Source organism: Streptomyces sp. SS8, from assembly GCF_054072955.1.
This window is the reverse complement of record NZ_JBSVCZ010000007.1, coordinates 1-17,832: the sequence shown is the minus strand read 5'-3', so window position 1 is coordinate 17,832 and position 17,832 is coordinate 1. Positions and strand designations below refer to the sequence as shown.

Genomic DNA, 17,832 nt, shown 5'->3' with positions numbered 1-17,832 from the left:
CGACCACGACAGAACACAATGTCTATCGCACGACGTCCGCCACGCGCGCCGCGGGACCTCCACCCATCGGTGCATATGCAGTAATACGTCCGTCTTGTGTGTGCGGACGTACCCGGTTCGCGCGCGATCCGTGCGCGAACCGTGCGCGATTCGCACGCATGTGGCAGAGCGTGCTCGCACTTCTTCGTCAGGGGGATGAACGAACATGTCGTACACCGAGGTTCCCGGGGCCCGGGTGCCGATCCGGATGTGGGCCGACCCGTCCGGCGTCGAGGACGGCGCGATGCGGCAGCTGCGCAACACCGCGACGCTTCCGTGGATCAGGGGTCTGGCGGTCATGCCCGACGTCCACTACGGCAAGGGCGCCACCGTCGGCTCGGTCATCGCCATGGAGGGCGCGGTCTGCCCGGCGGCGGTCGGCGTGGACATCGGCTGCGGCATGTCGGCGGTCCGGACCTCCCTGACCGCGAACGACCTGCCCGGCGACCTCTCCCGGCTGCGCTCGCGCATCGAGCAGGCCATCCCGGTCGGCTTCGGCATGCACGACGACCCCGTCGACCCGGGCCGCCTGCCCGACTCCCCCGCCTCCGGCTGGGACGGCTTCTGGTCCCGTTTCGACGGTGTCACCGAGGCCGTCCACTTCCGCCGGGAGCGGGCCGCCCGCCAGATGGGGACGCTCGGCGGCGGCAACCACTTCGTCGAGGTCTGCCTGGACGAGGACGGCGCCGTCTGGCTGATGCTCCACTCCGGCTCCCGCAACATCGGCAACGAGCTGGCCGAGTACCACATCGGCGTGGCCCGGAAGCTCCCCCACAACCAGGACCTGGTCGACCGCGACCTGGCCGTGTTCGTCGCGGACACCCCCCAGATGGAGGCGTACCGCAACGACCTGTTCTGGGCGCAGGAGTACGCCAAGCGCAACCGCGCGGTCATGATGAGCCTGCTCAAGGGCGTGATCCGCAAGGAGTTCCGGAAGGCCTCCCCAACCTTCGAGCAGGTCATCTCCTGCCACCACAACTACGTGGCCGAGGAGCGCTACGACGGCATGGACCTGCTGGTCACCCGGAAGGGCGCCATCCGCGCGGGCGGCGGCGAGTACGGCATCATCCCCGGCTCGATGGGCACCGGCTCCTACATCGTGCGCGGTCTGGGCAACGCCGCCTCCTTCAACTCCGCCTCCCACGGCGCGGGGCGGCGGATGAGCCGCAACGCGGCGAAGAAGCGGTTCACCGCGCGGGACCTGGAGGAGCAGACCCGGGGCGTGGAGTGCCGCAAGGACTCCGGCGTCGTCGACGAGATCCCGGCCGCGTACAAGCCGATCGAGCAGGTCATCGACCGTCAGCGCGATCTGGTCGAGGTGGTCGCGAAGCTTCGGCAGGTCGTCTGCGTCAAGGGCTGACGCGCCCGCGCGGTGCGGCGCCGGGTCAGGGCGTGACCGGTGGCCCGGACGTATCGTTGTACCGCGCGGCCGCGCATCCCGGCGCGGCGGGGAGGAGCGTCACCGTGACCGTCGAGCTGACCGACAGGATCGAGATGGCCGAGTCCGACGAGACCACCTTGGACGAACTCTTCGAGCGTCTGGAGCGGATGCCCGTCCCCGAGGGATACAAGGTCGAGATCGTCGAGGGGTCGGTCTACATGACACCGCAGCGCTGGACGCACTGGAGGATCATCCGGAAGGTCCTGCGGCAGTTGGAGGACCAGTTCGGTCTGGACGCGGAGATCGGCTCCGACGTCCGGATCGACTTCCCCGGCCACCTCAACGGCTTCGCCCCCGACCTGGTGAAGATCACCGAAGGCGCGGTCCCCGACGCGCAGGACCGCTACTCCCCGGACGACGTCGAGTTGGTCGTGGAGGTCCTCTCCCGCTCCACGGCGGCCAACGACCACGGTCCCAAGCTGAAGGCGTACGCCGCCGCCGGAGTCCCCGCCTACTTGATCGTCGACCCGTACGGCGCCCGCTGCCACCTCCACACCCATCCCAAGGACGGCGGCTACGGCAGCGAGCTGACCGTCGACTTCGGCGAGCCCGTGAAGATCACCGAGACGTCCGTGGAGCTCACCATCGCCACGGACGGCTTCCCCCGCGACTGAGCCCGGCCCCACGGGCCGGCGGCCCCGGCCCGCTCGTCCGGTCCCGGGCCGCGTCCGGCGGCTCAGCGCAGCCGCCGGGCCGCCTCCGTCGCCCAGTAGGTCAGGATCATGTCCGCGCCGGCCCGCCTGGCGCCGGTGAGCGTCTCCATGATCGCCCGGTCCCGCTCGATCCAGCCGCGCTGCGCGGCGGCCTCGACCATCGCGTACTCGCCGGAGACCTGGTAGGCCGCCACGGGCACGTCCACCGCGTCCGCCACCCGGCGCAGCACGTCCAGATAGGGCAGCGCGGGCTTGACCATCACCATGTCCGCACCCTCGGCGAGGTCGAGCGCCAGCTCGCGCATCGACTCCCGCGCGTTGGCCGGGTCCTGCTGGTAGGCCTTGCGGTCGCCCGTCAGCGAGGAGTCCACCGCCTCCCGGAAGGGGCCGTAGAACGCGGAGGCGTACTTGGCCGTGTACGCCAGCAGCGCCACGTCCTGGTGGCCGGCCTCGTCCAGGGCGCGGCGGACGAAGGCGACCTGGCCGTCCATCATCCCGCTGGGCCCCAGCACGTGCGCGCCCGCCTCGGCCTGGACGCACGCCATCTCGGCGTACCGCTCCAGCGTGGCGTCGTTGTCCACCCGGCCGCGCTCGTCCAGGACACCGCAGTGGCCGTGGTCGGTGAACTCGTCCAGGCACAGGTCGGACATGACGACCAGATCGTCCCCGACCTCCGCGCGCACATCGCGCAGCCCCACCTGGAGGACGCCCTCCGGGTCGGTGCCGCAGGAGCCGGTGGCGTCCTTCTTCCCCTCCTCGGGCACGCCGAAGATCATGATCCCGCCCACGCCCGCGGCCACGGCCTCGGCCGCCGCCTTGCGCAGGGTCTCGCGGGTGTGCTGGTACACGCCCGGCATCGAGGAGATCTCCACCGGCTCCGCGATGCCCTCCCGCAGGAAGACGGGCAGGATCAGATCGGCCGGGTGGAGCCGGTGCTCGGCGACCATCCGGCGCATCGCCGGGGTGGTGCGCAGCCGGCGGGGGCGCACCACGGGGAAGTCCCCGTAGCCGCCGCGCCCCCTGTCGTAAGCACCGCCGTAACCGCTGCCGTAGGTGCTCTCGCCGATCTTCACGATGTCCGGGCCCTCCTCCTGGCCGGGCGCTTCTCGCTGGGCCGCTGCACCGCCTCGCCCGCCTCGATCATCGCGTCCCGGCGCCTGGCGCCGAACTCCGCCAGCGCCTCGGCCAGCTTGTGCACCGACGGCTCCGGCGCCATGACGTCCACCCGCAGCCCGTGCTCCTCGGCGGTCTTCGCCGTCGCCGGGCCGATGCAGGCGATGACCGTCACGTTGTGCGGCTTGCCCGCGATCCCGACGAGGTTGCGGACGGTGGAGGAGGAGGTGAACAGCACGGCGTCGAACCCGCCGCCCTTGATCGCCTCACGCGTCTCGGCCGGCGGCGGCGAGGCGCGCACCGTCCGGTAGGCGGTGACGTCGTCGACCTCCCAGCCCAGCTCGATCAGACCCGCCACCAGCGTCTCGGTGGCGATGTCGGCGCGCGGCAGGAAGACGCGGTCGATCGGGTCGAAGACCGGGTCGTAGGGCGGCCAGTCCTCCAGCAGCCCGGCCGCGGACTGCTCGCCGCTGGGCACCAGGTCGGGCTTGACGCCGAAGTCGACCAGCGCCTTGGCGGTCTGGTCGCCGACGGCCGCGACCTTGATCCCGGCGAAGGCGCGGGCGTCCAGACCGTACTCCTCGAACTTCTCGCGCACCGCCCTGACCGCGTTGACCGAGGTGAAGGCGATCCACTCGTAGCGCCCGGTGACCAGGCCCTTGACCGCGCGCTCCATCTGCTGCGGGGTGCGCGGGGGCTCCACCGCGATGGTGGGCACCTCGCTGGGCACCGCACCGTAGGAGCGCAGCTGGTCGGAGAGCGAGGCGGCCTGCTCCTTGGTGCGGGGCACCAGCACCTGCCAGCCGAACAGCGGCTTGGACTCGAACCACGCGAGCCGGTCGCGCTGCGCGGCGGCGCTGAGCTCGCCGACCACGGCTATCGCCGGCCGGGAGCCGTTGGCCGCGGGCAGCACCTTGGCCGCCTTGAGGGTCTGGGCGATGGAGCCCAGCGTCGCCGTCCAGGTGCGCTGCCGGGTGGTGGTGCCGTCGACGGTGACGGTCAGCGGGGTGTCGGGCTTGCGGCCCGCGGTGACCAGTTCGGCGGCGGTGGCGGCGACCGTCTCCAGGGTCGTGGAGACCACGAGGGTGGCGTCGCTGGCGCCGACCTCGTTCCACGCCTGGGCGTCGGCGGTCCGCGCGTCCAGGAAGCGCACGTCCGCGCCGTGGCCGTTGCGCAGCGGCACACCCGCGTAGGCGGGGACCCCGACCGCGTTGGCGATGCCCGGCACGACCTCGAAGGTGACGCCCTCGGAGGCGCAGGCCAGCATCTCGCTCGCCGCGTCCGCGTCGAGGCCGGGGTCGCCGGCGACCGCACGGACGACCCGCTTGCCGCCCCGTACGGCCCTCATGACAAGATTTACGGCATCGTCGGCACCCGCGGATGCTGTTGACGTGTCGTCACCTGCCCTCTGGAGCGGGGTGTCGGCACCTGCCCGCACGTGCGCCCGCACGACGTCGTACACCTGCGGGTCGGCGACCAGTACATCGGCCTGTGCCAGCGCCTCGACGGCGCGAAGCGTCAGCAGTCCCGGGTCCCCGGGCCCGGCACCGAGGAAGGTGACGTGCCCGTGGGTGCCGTACGAGTGATCGGTGGTGGGGTTCAATGTGCTCGCTCCCCCATCAGACCGGCCGCGCCCTTGGCGAGCATCTCGTCGGCGAGTTCGCGCCCCATGGCCTGGGCCAGGGAGAGCAGCTCGCCGTCGGACGCCGGTACGCGACCGGTGGTGGACAACTGCACCAGTGTGGCGCCGTCGGTCGTGCCGACGACACCGCGCAGACGCAGTTCGGTGACATCCTGCCCTGCCGCCGGGAAGTCGGCCAGTGCGCCGACGGGCGCGCTGCAACCGGCTTCCAGAGCGGAGAGCAGGGTTCGCTCGGCGGTCACGGCGACCCGCGTGCGCGGGTCGTCGAGCTCGGCGAGCAGGGCTGCGAGGTCGGGGCGCGAGGCCGCGCACTCGACGGCCAGCGCTCCCTGGCCGGGTGCGGGCAGCACCGCGCCGGGGTCGAGCAGTTCGGTGGCCTCGCCGATCAGGCCGACGCGCCGGAGGCCGGCGGTGGCCAGGACGACCGCGTCCAGTTCGCCGGAGCGCACGTATCCGATGCGGGTGTCGACGTTGCCCCGGATCGGCACGATCTCCATGTCCCGGCCCAGCGACCGGGCCCAGGCGGCCAGCTGCGCCATGCGGCGCGGCGAACCGGTGCCGACCCGCGCCCCGTCGGGCAGCTCCTCGAAGGTGAGGCCGTCGCGGGCGACCAGCGCGTCACGGGGGTCCTCCCGGACGGGTACGGCCGCCAGCGCGAGCTGCTCCGGCTGGTCGGTGGGAAGGTCCTTCAGCGAGTGAACGGCGAAGTCGATCTCGCCGCCGAGCAGCGCGTCGCGCAGCGCGGAGACGAAGACCCCTGTGCCGCCGATCCGGGCGAGGTGCTCACGGGAGACGTCGCCGAAGGTGGTGATCTCCACCAGCTCGACGGGCCTGCCGGTGAGCCGCCGGACGCGCTCGGCCACCTGCCCGGACTGGGCCATGGCGAGTCGGCTGCGGCGGGTGCCCAGCTTCAGCGGCTGGGGTGCGTTGGTGCTCATTGCCGCTCCTGTTCGGGGTTACTGACGGCCGCCACGGTCTGCGGGTCGAGGTCGAAGAGCTCTCGCAGCGCGTCGGCGTATCCGGCGCCGCCCGGTTCGCCGGCGAGCTGCTTGACGCGCACGGTCGGCGCGTGCAGCAGCTTGTCGACGACCCGGCGCACGGTCTGGGTGATCTCGGCGCGCTGTTTGGCGTCGAGTCCGGGGAGGCGCCCGTCCAGGCGCGCCATCTCGGCCGCGACGACGTCGGCGGCCATGGCGCGCAGCGCGACCACGGTGGGCGTGATCGTCGCGGCCCGCTGGGCCGCGCCGAAGGCCGCGACCTCGTCGGCGACGATGCCGCGCACCTTGTCGACGTCCGCGGCCATGGGCGCGTCGGCGGATGCCTCGGCCAGCGACTCGATGTCCACCAACCGTACGCCTTCCAGGCGGTGCGCGGCGGCGTCGATGTCACGGGGCATGGCCAGGTCGAGCAGCGCCATCGGCTCCTCGCGGGAGCCGCTGGACTCGCGGGTCCGCGCACGCGCGGTGAGCGCGGCCGACAGGTCGCCGGCCGTCAGCACCAGCCCGGTGGCCCCGGTGCAGGAGACGGCGACGTCCGCGTGCGGGAGCTCGGCGGGCATCTCGTGGGCGGGCACGGCGCGTGCGGTGAGCCCGCCGCCGTGGAGCCCGGCGGCCAGGCGGCGGGCGCGCTCCAGCGTCCTGTTGGCGATCACCAGTTCGGTGACGCCGGCGCGGGCGAGCACCGTGGCGGCCAGGGAGGACATCGAGCCGGCGCCGATCACCAGGGCGCGCCGGCCGCGCGCCCACTCGCCGACCGGGCGCCCGGCCGCGAGCTGCTCCAGGCCGAAGGTGACCAGGGACTGCCCGGCCCGGTCGATGCCGGTCTCGCTGTGCGCCCGCTTGCCGACCCGCAGCGCCTGCTGGAACAGGTCGTTCATCAGCCGCCCGGCGGTGTGCTGGTCCTGCGCCACGGCCAGCGCGTCCTTGATCTGGCCGAGGATCTGCCCCTCGCCGACGACCATCGAGTCCAGCCCGCAGGCCACCGAGAACAGGTGGTGGACGGCCCGGTCCTCGTAGTGGACGTACAGGTACGGGGTCAGCTCCTCCAGGTCGACGCCGCTGTAGCGGGCCAGCAGGGAGGACAGCTCGGCGACGCCGGCGTGGAACTTGTCGACGTCGGCGTAGAGCTCGGTGCGGTTGCAGGTGGAGAGCACCGCCGCCTCGGAGGCGGGCTCGGCTCCGACCGCGTCCTGCAGGAGCTTGCCGCGCACCTCGGGCGCCAGCGAGGCCCTCTCCAGGACACTCACCGGTGCGCTGCGGTGGCTCAGCCCCACTACCAGCAGACTCATGCGCCTCCCCCGCTCCGCTCGGACCGCGCGGCGTGCGGTGCGCGCGTGACGCGTCTCACGGTCGCTCGTTCGTTCATGCGGGCATCACGGCGGGCACGTCCCCGTCGGGCCCCGGTTCGGTCCCCTCGCCGCGGCGGCGCACGGCCGCTGCGGGCGGCGCCGCGGGCGGGGTGGTGTCGGCACCGCCCTCGCCGGGCGTCTCCTCACCGGCCTTGCGCTGCTCGTGGAAGGCGAGGATCTGCAGTTCTATGGAGAGGTCGACCTTGCGCACGTCCACGCCGTCGGGCACGGACAGCACGGTCGGCGCGAAGTTGAGGATGGAGGTCACCCCGGCGGCCACGAGCCGGTCGCAGACCTGCTGCGCGGCTCCGGCGGGGGTGGCGATGACACCGATGGAGACGCCGTTCTCCTCGATGATCGCCTCGAGGTCGTCGGTGTGCTGCACGGGTATGCCCGCGACCGGCTTCCCGGCCATCGCCGGGTCCGCGTCGATCAGCGCGGCGACCCTGAAGCCCCTGGAGGCGAAGCCGCCGTAGTTGGCGAGCGCGGCGCCCAGGTTTCCGATGCCGACGATCACGACGGGCCAGTCCTGTGTCAGGCCCAGCTCGCGGGAGATCTGGTAGACGAGGTACTCGACGTCGTAGCCCACGCCGCGCGTGCCGTACGAGCCGAGGTAGGAGAAGTCCTTGCGCAGCTTGGCGGAGTTGACGCCGGCGGCGGCCGCCAGCTCCTCCGAGGAGACCGTGGGCACCGAGCGCTCGGAGAGCGCGGTGAGCGCCCGCAGGTACAGCGGAAGCCGGGCGACGGTGGCCTCGGGGATCCCTCGGCTACGGGTCGCCGGTCGGTGTGTTCGGCCAGTTGCCACGGTGCTCCTGCCGTCTGAGCGGAACGGTGAGCGGCCCCGCTGGACACCCGCTGGACATGCGTCCGGACCGCTCCGTCCCGCCCAGGCTATGTCTTTGTGAACGTGTGCACAAAGACGGTGTCCGCTTTGTCCGGCCAAAGTGACCGGTGCCACACGCGCCGGGCGGAACCGGATCCCGCCCGGAACGCCTCCTACATATACGCCCGTCGGCCGTGGGACGCCTCGAGGAGCGGTCGAGGGGCGGCCGGTCCCCGCCGCGGGCCCGCCGACGGCGGACCTGCGGATCACGCCTCCAGCGCCGCGCGCAGCCGCCGCGGGTCCACCCGCCAGAAGTCGTGCTGCGCGCCGTCCACGAGCACCACCGGGATCTGCTCCCAGTAACGGCGGTACAGCTCCTCGTCCCGCGTGATGTCCTTCTCCTCCCAGCGCGCGCCCAGTTGCGCGCACACCTCGCTGACCACCGCGCGGGCGTCGTCGCACAGATGGCACCCGGGTTTGCCGATGAGAGTGACGGTCTTCATGACCGCCATTGTGCCGCCGCACCCGACCCCTCCGCGCCCGGTCCCCCGCCACCTCCCGCCACGTCCTCGCCCGTCCCCGGCCCGGTCCGGAACGCGCTTTCCCCGGTTGGCGCAGTCACCGCCCTGCCGACACCCCTCCGTCACCGGAACCCCACGGAACACTGGCTATGCTCGCGGCATGGCCGCACTTGGATGGCTCGTTCCCCGCAGGCGTTCGGCGACGGCTCGCAGCGTTCTCGCAGGCGAGGCCGCCGCCGAGGCGGCGCGCAAGACCTCGCGGGAGGTCGACGCGCTCGCCCCCGGCGAGGCGGGGAAACCGGCGGAGCCGGAGTTCCCGGTCCACGGGGACACCAGGGCCGCGGCCTTCTTCGACCTCGACAACACGATCATGCAGGGCGCGGCCCTGTTCCACTTCGGCCGCGGCCTGTACAAGCGGAAGTTCTTCCACAAGCGCGAACTGTTCCGCTTCGCCTGGCAGCAGGCCTGGTTCCGGCTCGCGGGCTCGGAGAACGCCGAGCACATGCAGGACGCCCGCGACAGCGCGCTGTCCATCGTCAAGGGCCACCGCGTCTCGGAGCTGACGGAGATCGGCGAGGAGATCTACGACGAGTACATGGCCGGCCGGATCTGGCCGGGCACCCGCGCGCTGGCCCAGGCGCACCTGGACGCGGGCCAGAAGGTGTGGCTGGTCACCGCCGCCCCCGTGGAGACCGCCACGATCATCGCCCGCAGGCTGGGGCTGACCGGCGCCCTGGGCACGGTCGCCGAGTCCGTCGACGGCGTCTACACCGGCCGCCTGGTCGGCGAGCCGCTGCACGGTCCGGCGAAGGCGGAGGCGGTGCGCGCGCTGGCCGCCGCCGAGGACCTGGACCTCTCCCGCTGCGCCGCCTACAGCGACTCGGCCAACGACATCCCGATGCTCTCGCTGGTCGGGCACCCGTACGCCATCAACCCCGACAGCAGGCTGCGCGCCCACGCGCGCGAGCGGGGCTGGCGGCTGCGCGACTACCGGACCGGCCGGAAGGCCGCGAAGGTGGGCATCCCGGCCGCGGCCGGGGTGGGCGCGGTGGCCGGCGGCGCCGCCGCGGCCATGGCGATCCAGCGCCGCCGCCGCTGAGGCCGCGCCGAAGCCGCATCCGGGCCTCGCCCGGTCCGCACCCGAGCGGCCGCACCGGTCGCCAGTTCGGACGGAAGCCGTCCCCGGCCACAGGCGAAACGCCGATTCGGTCGGAAAGCGACACGAACCGATCGCATCAACACCCCGGTTCGCCGCCCGGGCAGCCGCAAACGCGTAACAGAGCAAACCTAACCGGCGATTTCGGCAACTAGGTGTAGCACGGTCTGTACGAAGCGTTATTCTCCTCAGACGCAATCCGGTGTCCACACGCCCTTGTGACGGGCGGACGGTCCCGCACTGCACGTGATGGAAGCTCTGCCTCTGGGAGTCCCGTGTACCCACACGTCGGGGTTGACGCCTCGGGCCTGGCTGCGCTGCGCACGCTGGTCATCGACCAGCTGCGCGTCCTCGTCCCCTCCGCGCACGCCGTCCCCGCCCTCGCCGCACCTGTCCCCGCAGGCCCCGTCTACGCCCTGGCCGAGGGAGCCGCCGGCACCGCCGCGGTGGGCCGGCGCACACGCGCCGCGGCCGCCCCGGGCGCCGCCCGGCGCCCGGTCGACGGCGACAGCCGCCGCATGATGGACCTCGTCGAACGCGCCCAGGGCGGCGAGGCCGAGGCCTTCGGGCGCCTCTACGACCAGTACTCCGACACCGTCTACCGCTACATCTACTACCGCGTCGGCGGCCGGGCCACGGCCGAGGACCTCACCAGCGAGACGTTCCTGCGCGCCCTGCGCCGGATCGGCACCTTCACCTGGCAGGGCCGGGACTTCGGCGCCTGGCTGGTCACCATCGCGCGCAATCTGGTGGCGGACCACTTCAAGTCGAGCCGCTTCCGCCTGGAGGTGACCACCGGCGAGATGCTCGACGCCAACGAGGTGGAGCGCAGCCCGGAGGACTCGGTCCTGGAGTCCCTCTCCAACGCCGCCCTGCTGGACGCCGTCCGCCGGCTCAACCCGCAGCAGCAGGAGTGCGTGACGCTCCGCTTCCTGCAGGGTCTGTCGGTCGCCGAGACCGCGCGGGTCATGGGGAAGAACGAGGGCGCGATCAAGACCCTCCAGTACCGGGCGGTGCGGACCCTGGCCCGGCTGCTTCCGGAGGACAGCCGGTGACATGTGGTGACGTGCGGTGACGTTCCGTTTCACAGCGGTCGGCAGGGCGACCGCGCCCCCGTCGGGGCGTAACCCCGTCGGCCGGTGGTCGTTGTGCGGTTTGCAGACTCCCCGCGGCCCGTCGCGTCCGGACTGCGGCGCCCGAGCCGCCGCTCCCGTACGGCCGTGCAACCCTCCTGTGGGGCAGGGAGTCGACTGTGCTGACGAGAGGAGGTGCCGCCCGTGATGGGAGCCGTATCGCCGAGCCGGCGGGCAAACGCCTTCGCCCAGGCCCTCGACGAGCGCGAGTCCGTGGGTGCGGCGGCCGAACGGTCCGGGGGCGTGATCCCCGAAGTCCCGGCCGGGGAGGCGGAGAAGACGAAGGCCGGGCCGACGGGCGGGCCGTCCGACGAGCGCACGGCGCTGCTGTCGCTGGCCGACAGGCTCGACGCCCTGCCGAAACCGGCGCTGGACCCCGACGTCAAGGCCGCCCAGCGGGCACAGCTCCTCGCCGCCGTGGAGAACGCCTTCGCCGAAAGCGGCGAGGGCGCCTCGGTCCCCGGACCGCGCTCCGCCCGCACGGAGCGCGGCGGGACCCACCGGGCCTCCGCGCCGGGCCCGTTGAGCAGACTGCGCCCGAGAACGAGACTCGCCAGGGGACTGGCGGCGGGCGGCCTGAGCTTCGGCTTCGCGGCGGGCGCCCTCAGCGGAGCCGCCGTGGCCAGCACCGACGCCCTGCCCGGTGACACCCTCTACGGCCTCAAACTCGGCATAGAGGATCTCAGACTCGGCATGGCGGGCGACGAGGCCGACCGCGGCGAGGTCCATCTGGACCACGCCTCCACACGGTTGGACGAGGCCCGGCGCCTGCTGGAGCGCGGCCGGTCGGGACCGCTGGACCACGAGTCGCTCGGCGACATCCGCAGGACGCTCTCCCACATGCGCGACGACGTCTTTGAGGGCCACCGGCTGCTCAGCCAGGCCTACGAGCGCGAGGGCGAGATCGCGCCGATCCGCTCGCTGTCGTCCTTCTCCCGGTCCCACCGCGCCAAGTGGGACGAGGTGCGCGCGGGTCTTCCCGTCCAGCTCACCGACGTGGGCGACGAGGTCAGTTCGCTCCTCGACGCCATAGAGGACGAAGTCGGCCCGCTCAGGCCCCTGCTGGACTCCGCGCAGGAGGACACGGACTCCGCCGCCGACACCGGCCGCGGCGACCGGCCGGACGCCGGCCGTACGGACCGGCCGTCGTCACCCGTGCCCGGCGAGAGCGGTGCGGACGGCGCGGAGGAAGGCGGCCGGGACGGCGAACGGCGGCCCAGCCCGTCCGGCTCCTCCGGCTCCACCGCCCCGGACGGGGAGGGGCTTCTGCCCGACCCCGGAGATCTGCTGGACCCCTCCCCCGGCGAGGGCGGCGCGTCGAAGACACCGGACGGCGCCCCCCGGCTTCCCGAGCCGGACATCACCATCCCGCCCCTCCTCCCGAACCTCCTGCCGGGACTGGGCATCGAGGCGGGCGACGACTCCGACTAGCGGACGGGCGGCCGGTGCCCGCGAAGGGCACCGGCCGCCCGGAGCTCGTACCGACGGCACTCCTGCCACGGGTGGCGCGTGCCCATGGGAACGCCGCTCAGAAGAACACCGAACGCCGCCTCACCAGCAGCCGGTAGAGGGTGTGCTGGATCGTCTCGCGCACCTGGTCGGTGAGGTTGAACATCAGCATCGGATCGTCGACCGCCTCCGGCGGATAGTCGTCCATCGGGACCGGCTCGCCGAACTGGATCGTCCACTTCGTCGGCAGCGGCACCATCCCCAGCGGCCCCAGCCAGGGGAAGGTGGGCGTGATGGGGAAGTACGGGATGCCCAGCAGCCGCGCCAGCGTCCTGAAGTCGCCCACCATCGGGTAGATCTCCTCCGCCCCGACGATCGAGCACGGCACGATCGGCACCCCGGCCCGCAGCGCCGTGGAGACGAAGCCGCCGCGTCCGAAGCGCTGGAGCCTGTAGCGCTCGGAGAACGGTTTCCCCAGCCCCTTGAAGCCCTCCGGCATCACGCCGACGATCTCACCCCGCTCCAGCAGCCGCTGGGCGTCCTCCGCGCACGCCAGGGTGTGCCCGGCCTTCCGGGCCAGCTCGTTGACGACCGGCAGCATGAAGACCAGATCGGCCGCCAGCAGCCGCAGGGCCCGCTCCGCCGGATGGTGGTCGTGCACGGCGACCTGGAGCATCAGCGCGTCCAGCGGCAGGGTCCCGGAGTGGTTGGCGACCACCAGCGCGCCGCCCTCGGAGGGGATGTTCTCGATGCCGAGCACCTCGACCCGGAAGTACTTCTCGTACACCGGCCGGAGCGCCGACAGCAGCACGTGCTCGGTGAGGTCGGCGTCGTAACCGAACTCGTCGACCTCGTACTCCCCGGTGATCCGCCGCCGCAGGAAGGCCAGCCCCTCGGCGATCCTGCGGTCCCAGTCGCCCCGGTCCGCCCGCCGCGGCCCCGGGCCGCTCCCCGGGCCGTCCTGCGGACCGGACCGTGAATCGGCTCCGGGAACGGCCGTGAGCGGCTGCTGCGCGCCGCCCCGGTCCTCCTGGCCGGTACGGCCACCGTCGCCCCCCGTACGGCGCCCGCCGCCCGCCGCCCGTCCCCGGGCGGTCCGTCCCGGGCCGCCGCGCGACCGGTCGTCGTCGAACGGAATGACCTTGGCGTCAGCCATGGCGGACGACCTCCTCGATACGGTCCACCGCGTGTGCGAGTCTCTCCGGCGGCAGCAGCCCCGGACCCCCTGAGCGCGCGAAGTCGGCGAAGGCTCCGGCCGTGGTGTACCGCGGTTCGAAGCCGAGGACCTCGCGCATCTGCGTGGTCTCCACGACCCTGCCGTGTGTCAGCAGCCGGATCTGCTCGGCCGAGAAGTCCGTGACCCCGACCGTGCGCAGCGCCGTCCCCGTCCACCGGATCGCCGGCAGCAGCAGGGGCAGCGTGGGCCGCCCCAGCCGCCGCGCGGCCTGGGACAGCAGCAGTACCCCGTCGCCGGCGATGTTGAACGTCCCCGCGTTGAGCGTGCCGCGCCGCGGCTCCCCGGCCGACAGCCGCAGCACCTCGACGACGTCGTCCTCATGGACGAACTGCAGCCGCGGGTCGTACCCGAGGACGGTCGGCAGCACCGGCAGCCGGAAGTACTCCGCCAGCGGCGTGTCCGCGCCGGGGCCGAGGATGTTGGCGAAGCGCAGCACGGTCACCGCCACGTCGGGGCGGCGGCGGGCGAACCCGCGCACGTACTCCTCGACCTCCACGATGTCCTTGGTGAAGCCGCCGCCGGGCAGCCCCTTGGCCGGCGTGGTCTCGGTGAACACCGCCGGGTCGCGGGACGAGGAGCCGTAGACGTTCGTGCTGGACTTCACCACCACCCGCCGCACGGACGGCGCCTTCTGGCACGCGCCCAGGAGCTGCATGGTGCCGATGACGTTGGTCTCCTTGACCGACGCCCGGGTGCCGGGCAGGAGCTGCACCCCGCTGACGTCCAGGTGCACGACGGTGTCCACCCCGTGCTCGGCCAGCACCCCGGCGACCGAGGGCTGCCGGATGTCGGCGCGGACGAACTCCGCCCCGCCGAGGTGGTGTCCGGGCGGCACGGCGTCCACCCCGACGACCCGGTCGACATCGGGCTCGCGCAGGATCCGCCGTACGAAGCGCCCGCCGAGCCGGCGGGCGACGCCAGTGACGAGCACGACCTTGCCCAACGTTGCTCCCTCTCAGCGTGCGGTGGAGCGCCTCCGGGAGTCCTGCCACGGGCCCCGGCGGCCCTCCATTGTTCCTCGCCGTTCCCCACCGTTCCTCACGGCCTGGTCCCGGACCGGTTGCGCGCGGTCCGCGGCCACCGTATCGGCTGGCCGCCGCTCCACGGCGGAACGCCACCGCCCTCCCACCGACACGGCGGTGGGAGGGCGGTGATCAGTGTGCGGCGCGCCCGCTCACTTCTTGTTGCGGCGCTGAACGCGCGTGCGCTTGAGCAGCTTGCGGTGCTTCTTCTTGGCCATCCGCTTGCGCCGCTTCTTGATAACAGAGCCCACGACTTACCCTCGCTCACTTCGTCACTCGGTGCGGGGCGTCCGAGCCCACACGACCTACGTCGGCCCAGCCTACCCGGCGCCGGATAGTGCTCGTGACACGAGGGGGCCACAAGCCCGTCGTTCCGCGGTTACGCGCTCTTCTCCGCCTCCACGTACGACTCGCGGAGGTACTCGTGGACGGCCTGCTCCGGCACCCGGAAGGACCTGCCCACCCGGATCGCCGGCAGATGACCGCTGTGCACCAGGCGGTACACGGTCATCTTGGACACTCGCATCACCGAGGCGACTTCCGCCACGGTCAGGAACACGACCTCGTTCAGAGGCCTCTCGGCAGCAGCCATGTCACACCTGAACCTTCCGCACATGTCGGGCACCGGCTTCCCCTCCGGTGTCTCCTGCTCGCATGCGCGCTCCTCCCCAGATTAGGGGCGGGTGATGCGAGTGGGGAAGAGGAGTAACCATCGGTCTCCTAATGTGACAGACGGGAACGATTGAGCACATAACACACAGGCGGTGTGTGACCTCGTGGTGCCGGGCGGTCACACACCGGAACAGCCGCCGACGCCGTCCGCCCGGCCGGGCGGCGGACGCCGCAGGGCCGCCCCCGTCCACCGAGCCGATATCCCGGCACCCGGCTGACCTGCCCCGCTGCCCGTGCACGGCCCCCCGGCCGCCGACTCCACCGCGGCCCCGGCCGCCGCCGCGGCGGCGAGGGCCGTACGTCCGGGGAAGAGAGGCCGGGAGCGTACGCCCGGCGCACCGGGCGTCAGGTGCGCTCCCTCTCTCCGGATCGGCGCGACCCCGCGCAAGCACCGGCGGGGTCGGTGGACGTACCTCGAACCGGGTCGCCATGTCGACACATCTCCCCCGCACCGATGCGAGAACGGGAGGTCACCCCGCCGACAGGGCACCGGACGGGGAGCGTAGGGACCCGTGAGCCGGCCGGGTGCTCCCGGCAGGACGACTGCGCCGGGACACGGCTGCGAGCCCGGTTCGGGGCCCGGCCCGCCGCCGTGCTCAGCGGCTCAGGGCAGCAGCCCGTGCGCCGGATACACCGAGCGCCGCGCGGCCAGCACCGCCTGGTCCAGAGCGCTCGCCGGGTCGTAACCCGCCTCCCACTCCGACCACACAGGCTCGCGGCCGTCCGTCATCCGCCGCGGCGCGTCCTGCCGGGTGCGTGCGTACACCTGCCGCCGCCAGTCCTCCGGGATCATGGTCTCCGGCGCGATCGGCTCGCCCGCCGCGATCGCCACCAGATGCGTCCAGGCGCGCGGTACGACGTCGACCACCGCGTAACCGCCGCCGCCGAGCGCGACCCAGCGTCCCTCCGCGTACTCGTGCGCCCAGTCGTGGCAGGTCTCGGCGGCCGCCCGCTGCGCGTCGACGGTCACCGCCAGGTGCGCCAGGGGGTCCTCGATGTGCGTGTCGGCGCCGTGCTGGGTCACCAGCACCTGCGGCCGGAAGGAGCGCAGCAGGTCCGGCACCACCGCGTGCAGCGCCCGCAGCCATCCGCCGTCGGAGGTGCCGGGCGGGACGGCGATGTTGACCGCGCTGCCCTCCGCCTTCTCCCCGCCGGTCTCCTCCGGCCAGCCGGTGCCGGGGAAGAGCATGCGGGGGTGCTCGTGCAACGACACCGTCATCACCCGCGGATCGTCCCAGAAGGCCGCCTGGACGCCGTCCCCGTGGTGGACGTCGATATCCACGTAGGCGACCCGTTCGGCGCCCAGCTCCAGCAGCCGGGCGATGGCCAGGGAGGCGTCGTTGTAGACGCAGAAGCCGGCCGCACCGCCCGGCATGGCGTGGTGCAGTCCGCCCGCGAAGTTCACGCCGTGGAGGATGTCCCCTCGCCACACCGCCTCGGCGGCCCCGACCGACTGCCCGGCGATCAGCGCCGAGACCTCGTGCATACCCTCGAAGGCCGGATCGTCCTCGGTCCCGATGCCGTACGACCCGTCCGCCGCCCGGGGGTCCGCGGAGATCCGGCGCACGGTGTCGATGTAGTCGGAGCGGTGCACGAGCCCGAGCGTGGAGTCGCCCGCGGACGCCGCGGCGACCACCTTCAGCCCGGAGGCACGGGGCAGCCCGAAAGCCTCGACGAGCTCCATGGTCAGCTTCAGGCGCACCGGATCCATCGGATGCCCGGGCCCGAAGTCGTATCCCGTGACCGCCTCGTCCCACATCAACTGTGCGCCGCCGCTCATACCCGCCACCGTATCGGGCGGCCCGGGGAGCCACACGGCCGCCCACACCGCCGCGAGCCGCGAACGGACAGTCCGGCCACCAGGGCCCCTCTCGTCCTGCCTCCCCTCCTGCCCCGGCCTCTCAGGCGAGGAGGAGTGCGGGCAGTTCGTCCATGGCGGAGAACAGCGCCGTCGCCCCCGGCAACCTCTCCGCCGGCGTCATGGCGGTGAACCCGTACACGTCCATCCCCGCCGCGACGGCCGCCCGCACTCCCGGAGGACTGTCCTCGACCACGGCACAGCGCTCGGGCGGCACCCCCATCACCTCCGCGGCGTGGAGGAAGAGATCCGGTGCGGGCTTTCCCCGCCCGACGTCCTGCGCGCTGAAGACACGCTTCTCCCCGAAGCGCTCGTACAGCCCGGTCCTCCCCAGCGCCACCCTTATCCGCTCGTGGCTGCCGGACGAAGCCACGCAGTACGGCACGCTTTCGGTGTCGAGGTTCCGCAACACCTCGCCCACACCGGGCACGGGCAGCAGATCACGCCGGAAGGCCTCGAAGACCCGGCCGTGGAAGACGTCGTCGAAGTCATGGGGCAGGCGCTGCCCCGATCGCTCCAGGATCAGATCGTGAATCCGGTGCATGGCGGAGCCCATGTAGTCCCGGATGGAGTCCTCATAGGTGGTCGGATGCCCCAGTTCCGTCAGACAGGCCGCGAGAATCCGGTTGGATATCGGCTCGCTGTCCACCAGGACACCGTCGTTGTCGAAGATCACCAGGTCATAACGCATAGGCCACCCATCCCGAACACACGAAAGGTCCCGTA

General features: G+C 72.7%; 17 protein-coding genes. 5 read left to right on the top strand and 12 right to left on the bottom strand.

Annotation, left to right across the window (positions count from 1 at the left end; translation table 11 throughout):
• Nucleotides 1-205: 205 nt before the first annotated feature.
• Nucleotides 206-1,399 carry an RtcB family protein gene (locus tag ACW69E_RS08990; RefSeq protein ID WP_457497651.1) on the top strand — a complete coding sequence of 398 codons (1,194 nt, stop codon included), beginning with the start codon at nt 206-208 and terminating at the stop codon, nt 1,397-1,399.
• Nucleotides 1,400-1,503: 104 nt separating this feature from the next.
• Nucleotides 1,504-2,094 (top strand): Uma2 family endonuclease, encoded by a 591-nt coding sequence (locus tag ACW69E_RS08985; protein ID WP_457497650.1) that lies wholly within the window; start codon nt 1,504-1,506, stop codon nt 2,092-2,094.
• 62 nt (nt 2,095-2,156) lie between these two features.
• Here the strand turns inward: ACW69E_RS08985 and hemB are convergent, their stop codons facing one another.
• The 6 genes from hemB to ACW69E_RS08955 form a co-directional block, all read right to left on the bottom strand.
• The gene (gene hemB / locus ACW69E_RS08980) at nt 2,157-3,125 is read right to left on the bottom strand and encodes a porphobilinogen synthase (RefSeq protein ID WP_457497790.1); all 969 of its coding nucleotides are present in this window, start codon (nt 3,123-3,125) and stop codon (nt 2,157-2,159) included.
• A gap of 77 nt (nt 3,126-3,202) precedes the next feature.
• The gene (locus ACW69E_RS08975) at nt 3,203-4,849 is read right to left on the bottom strand and encodes a uroporphyrinogen-III synthase (RefSeq protein ID WP_457497649.1); all 1,647 of its coding nucleotides are present in this window, start codon (nt 4,847-4,849) and stop codon (nt 3,203-3,205) included.
• Entirely contained in the window at nt 4,846-5,826 is a 981-nt protein-coding gene (hemC, locus tag ACW69E_RS08970) for a hydroxymethylbilane synthase (RefSeq protein WP_457497648.1), read from the bottom strand. Before hemC ends, ACW69E_RS08975 begins: the two co-directional genes overlap by 4 nt.
• Complete coding sequence (locus tag ACW69E_RS08965) at nt 5,823-7,175, bottom strand: glutamyl-tRNA reductase (RefSeq protein ID WP_457497647.1); 1,353 nt, start codon at nt 7,173-7,175, stop codon at nt 5,823-5,825. Before ACW69E_RS08965 ends, hemC begins: the two co-directional genes overlap by 4 nt.
• Nucleotides 7,176-7,248: 73 nt before the next feature.
• The gene (locus tag ACW69E_RS08960; RefSeq protein WP_457497646.1) at nt 7,249-8,040 is read right to left on the bottom strand and encodes a redox-sensing transcriptional repressor Rex; all 792 of its coding nucleotides are present in this window, start codon (nt 8,038-8,040) and stop codon (nt 7,249-7,251) included.
• Nucleotides 8,041-8,324: 284 nt separating this feature from the next.
• The gene (locus ACW69E_RS08955) at nt 8,325-8,561 is read right to left on the bottom strand and encodes a glutaredoxin family protein (protein ID WP_457497645.1); all 237 of its coding nucleotides are present in this window, start codon (nt 8,559-8,561) and stop codon (nt 8,325-8,327) included.
• A 178-nt stretch (nt 8,562-8,739) separates the two neighbouring features.
• On the opposite strand from ACW69E_RS08955, the gene ACW69E_RS08950 reads away from it, so the two are divergent.
• The 3 genes from ACW69E_RS08950 to ACW69E_RS08940 all read left to right on the top strand — a co-directional run bounded on the left by ACW69E_RS08950 (nt 8,740) and on the right by ACW69E_RS08940 (nt 12,299).
• On the top strand, nt 8,740-9,678 hold the full coding sequence (locus ACW69E_RS08950) for an HAD family hydrolase (RefSeq protein WP_457497644.1): 939 nt from the start codon (nt 8,740-8,742) through the stop codon (nt 9,676-9,678).
• Nucleotides 9,679-10,010: 332 nt separating this feature from the next.
• Entirely contained in the window at nt 10,011-10,790 is a 780-nt protein-coding gene (locus ACW69E_RS08945; protein ID WP_457497643.1) for an ECF subfamily RNA polymerase sigma factor, BldN family, read from the top strand.
• A gap of 222 nt (nt 10,791-11,012) precedes the next feature.
• Entirely contained in the window at nt 11,013-12,299 is a 1,287-nt protein-coding gene (locus ACW69E_RS08940) for a DUF5667 domain-containing protein (protein WP_457497642.1), read from the top strand.
• A 97-nt stretch (nt 12,300-12,396) separates the two neighbouring features.
• Here the strand turns inward: ACW69E_RS08940 and ACW69E_RS08935 are convergent, their stop codons facing one another.
• The 6 genes from ACW69E_RS08935 to ACW69E_RS08910 all read right to left on the bottom strand — a co-directional run bounded on the left by ACW69E_RS08935 (nt 12,397) and on the right by ACW69E_RS08910 (nt 17,797).
• Nucleotides 12,397-13,473 (bottom strand): lysophospholipid acyltransferase family protein, encoded by a 1,077-nt coding sequence (locus ACW69E_RS08935; RefSeq protein WP_457497641.1) that lies wholly within the window; start codon nt 13,471-13,473, stop codon nt 12,397-12,399.
• Entirely contained in the window at nt 13,466-14,497 is a 1,032-nt protein-coding gene (locus ACW69E_RS08930; RefSeq protein ID WP_457497640.1) for an NAD-dependent epimerase/dehydratase family protein, read from the bottom strand. The genes ACW69E_RS08935 and ACW69E_RS08930 overlap by 8 nt, the downstream gene beginning before the upstream one ends.
• 231 nt (nt 14,498-14,728) lie before the next feature.
• Nucleotides 14,729-14,827: a 30S ribosomal protein bS22 gene (locus ACW69E_RS08925; protein ID WP_003948845.1), complete on the bottom strand. Its 99-nt coding sequence runs from the start codon at nt 14,825-14,827 to the stop codon at nt 14,729-14,731.
• A 128-nt stretch (nt 14,828-14,955) separates the two neighbouring features.
• The gene (locus ACW69E_RS08920; RefSeq protein WP_158238993.1) at nt 14,956-15,168 is read right to left on the bottom strand and encodes a helix-turn-helix domain-containing protein; all 213 of its coding nucleotides are present in this window, start codon (nt 15,166-15,168) and stop codon (nt 14,956-14,958) included.
• A gap of 684 nt (nt 15,169-15,852) precedes the next feature.
• A complete protein-coding gene (locus tag ACW69E_RS08915; protein WP_457497639.1) occupies nt 15,853-17,028 on the bottom strand; it encodes an acetoin utilization protein AcuC in 1,176 nt (391 codons plus the stop codon).
• Nucleotides 17,029-17,149: 121 nt separating this feature from the next.
• A complete protein-coding gene (locus ACW69E_RS08910; protein ID WP_457497638.1) occupies nt 17,150-17,797 on the bottom strand; it encodes an HAD family hydrolase in 648 nt (215 codons plus the stop codon).
• Nucleotides 17,798-17,832: the final 35 nt, after the last annotated feature.